This is a genomic window from bacterium (assembly GCA_040757115.1).
Lineage (GTDB): Bacteria > UBA9089 > CG2-30-40-21 > CG2-30-40-21 > SBAY01 > JBFLXS01.
Window position 1 is genome coordinate 1 of record JBFLYA010000351.1, and the last position, 3,026, is coordinate 3,026.

At 36.3% G+C, this 3,026-nt stretch carries 3 protein-coding genes; all 3 read right to left on the minus strand.

The window, feature by feature from the left end; all coding sequences use genetic code 11:
• Window positions 1–122 precede the first annotated feature (122 nt).
• On the minus strand, window positions 123–1,421 hold the full coding sequence (locus AB1422_18455; GenBank protein MEW6621282.1) for a BamA/TamA family outer membrane protein: 1,299 nt from the start codon (window positions 1,419–1,421) through the stop codon (window positions 123–125).
• A 539-nt stretch (window positions 1,422–1,960) separates the two neighbouring features.
• Entirely contained in the window at window positions 1,961–2,503 is a 543-nt protein-coding gene (locus AB1422_18460; GenBank protein ID MEW6621283.1) for a HEPN domain-containing protein, read from the minus strand.
• On the minus strand, window positions 2,463–2,897 hold the full coding sequence (locus AB1422_18465) for a nucleotidyltransferase domain-containing protein (protein MEW6621284.1): 435 nt from the start codon (window positions 2,895–2,897) through the stop codon (window positions 2,463–2,465). Before AB1422_18465 ends, AB1422_18460 begins: the two co-directional genes overlap by 41 nt.
• Window positions 2,898–3,026 lie beyond the last annotated feature (129 nt).

Consider the following 3,026-nt stretch of genomic DNA (forward strand, 5'->3'; position numbering starts at 1 on the left):
TGTTTTCCACAATCAATTTCTACCTATTTCTATAAATTTCAATCTATTTCTATTATCTTATCTCCATATCGCCCTTATCTCCTTATCCCCTTTCTTACACTTTTGATATATAGCCTGAACGGTTACAGATTTCCTATATGAATTTCCCAATCCTTTTTCTTTAATCCATACCCCAAATTAATGCTAATTCCACCGATTAAGGAATGATGAATCCTGATTCCTGTTCCTATTCCATATTCAAGGTCGTCCAGATTAATCCGTTTGCCTTTTTCCCATGAATAACCCGCATCCGTAAATAAAACCCCTTGAATGAAATTAGTTAACCCAAAACGATATTCAGTGGTGAAAATTAATAATTTATTTCCTCCGGTGTTTGTCAGTCCCCTTTCTTTATACCCGCGAATGGTATCAATTCCTCCCACATAAAACCTTTCATAAAACGGGGCATTTCCATTAATATAACCACTTTTGCTCGAGAGAGCCAATACTTGTGCATTACCCAGACTTAAGTATTGATTCAAGTTCAGGGTATATTTAGTAAAGTTATAATCCGCACCCAAAGAATCATTCACTATCTCGCCCAACAACTCATACTTTCCACCAGTTATGGGATTGAGCCATCGGGTTTCGTCAGGAGATTCAAAAGGAAGGGCATATTTAGCCTGTATATCCTGAAATTTACAAGAGTCAAAGTCCAGATGCACAATCAAGCTCTTTATTTGGGCTGTTGGTTTTGTGGTAGTTATTTCTGGATAGTCTTCACTTACCTGAACATTCTCATCACGATATTTTAGCCAGAGATTAACATTTTTGAAAATAGCCCTTTTACCAAATTCGAGTAAAAAACCATCCTGGTCAATCCAGTATTTACCACTATCTTCATAAGGGAATTGAGTTCTTTTGTATTCATCACTGTATATTTTTAACTTAAAGGAATAAGGTGTATGGAATAAGCGGGGCTCATAAAGCGTAAATGATGAAGAATCCACATTTTTACCTTTTTTCAAACCAACTCCTAAATGCATCCCTCGATGCAGGAAATTTTCATACCAGACCTGGCAGAAACCAAAGAATTTTTCTTCATCACTATAGCCGGCATTTAAGGTAAGGGATTTGGATTTCGTTTCCTGGATTTCAAAGATGACGATTAATTTCCCCTCTTCACTACCAGGTTTGATATAGAGATTAACCTGTTCAATATACTTCAAGTTACGGATTATCTCATTCTTATCTTCTATTGCCTTTTTGAGGTCAAATTTTTCCCCTACTTCAATCGTTATTTCTCGTCTTATGAATTTTTCACGGATTTTAGTTACGCCTTGAATTTCAATCTTTTCAATTATCCCGGTAACTTCACTATCTGCCCGGGCGATTGTGACGAGGCAAAAGATGATTAACCCACCTAAAATCAACCGACCCATTTTGCATTCCTCCTTTTGGGGTAATTGGTAATTAATTACCGTACCTGTTTAGCGTGGTCAGAGAGCACAAATGAATGGTACTGACTTATTGCGAAACCACTTCAAACACAACAAGTTGTGTAATACAAAATCAAAAATTAAATATTAAAATGCAAAATGACATATCAAATATCAAAAATCTTGACTTCGTGTTTAATTTATTGCCTTACAAGCATACTCAAAGAAAACAGGTTTGCAAAAACTTTCTTGAAAGGATTCAAGGGGTCAAGGGATCCAGGGGGCGAGTGAACACCTTATTTTTCACCTCCCTTGAATCCTTGATCCCTCGAATCCTTGATCCCTTTTTAGAGCAAAATATTTGCAAACTCAATTTATTTGGGTATATTTTTGCATTTTGCTTTGTCCTTTTGATTTTTACATTTTGATATTTGCATTAAACTCCTTGTGGAATATTTCGCACCGGTATCCTAATTGTTTAACAAAGAATTACTTCTCAAATCAACGCAATTTGGAACACGCTAAACACGTACGGTAATTAATTACCAACCACCATTTACCACATCCGAGTAATTTTCCCTCAAATATCTCGTCAGACCTTCTAAATCCCTGGGAAGGGTTCTATTCGTCTTTTCCTCGATGAACGAATAGGTTAAGTCTAAACACTTTTGGGCAATGGATGAGGCATATTGAATATCTTTTTCATCGTATTCCTTTAATCGTATTTCACCAGCAATGGTAACACTGTATCTTGTCGGGATATAAGTCCATTCTAATTCCCTTAGATCAGACATAATTTCTGTAAAGCCTTCCCTCATTTTTTTTGAAAGGGCAGGGATAACAAACCTTTTAAAAATATTAGTGCATTTATGCTCCTTAATCACTAATTTCCCTAAGATTGCCAGACAACCCTTCATTGATTTTTCAGTTGCTTGTTGGAAATGAAATAAAGCCTTACTGTAACGATTATTTGTTAAAAGGTCATATCCACTTTCAAGGTCATCAAGGGCATCTCTGAGATAAGCAATTGCTCGGGCATGACACTTATGAAGATAATTCCCACCCAATTCTTGATTCCTCCTCATAGATAGGTTTTATTTTTTGAGAGATTATCAATTCTCTTAATTCCTCTAAAGGATAATTTCCATAAACGAGGACTCCGTCTGTTATCACTTCTAATGTAAATGGAGAGGAAAAATCTTTTAATCCCTCTTCAGTAACAAATACCGGGTCAATAGGATGCGTTAGCCCTATCTCATCACACAATTCCATTATTTTTGCACCAAATTTGTAGTCAGGTTGGGGATATTCTCTGACGATAATACAGAAATCCAGGTCTTCATCCGGATGAGATTTCCCCCTACCAACTGAGCCAAAGAGGATAATCGCCTTTATTTTTTCTCCTAATGTTTTCAAGCATATCTCGACAAATGAATTTATCTCCTTTGTGAGGAGCTCGTTAAATTTCTTTAGGGACATTTTCTATTCTCCTGAAGATAAGGAAGTAGAAAGTAGAGAGTAGAAAGTAGAAAGTAAAGAAAACATCACTCCTTACGCCTATCTCCTTACCTCCCACTTTCTATCTCCTCCCACTATTTTCATCATCCT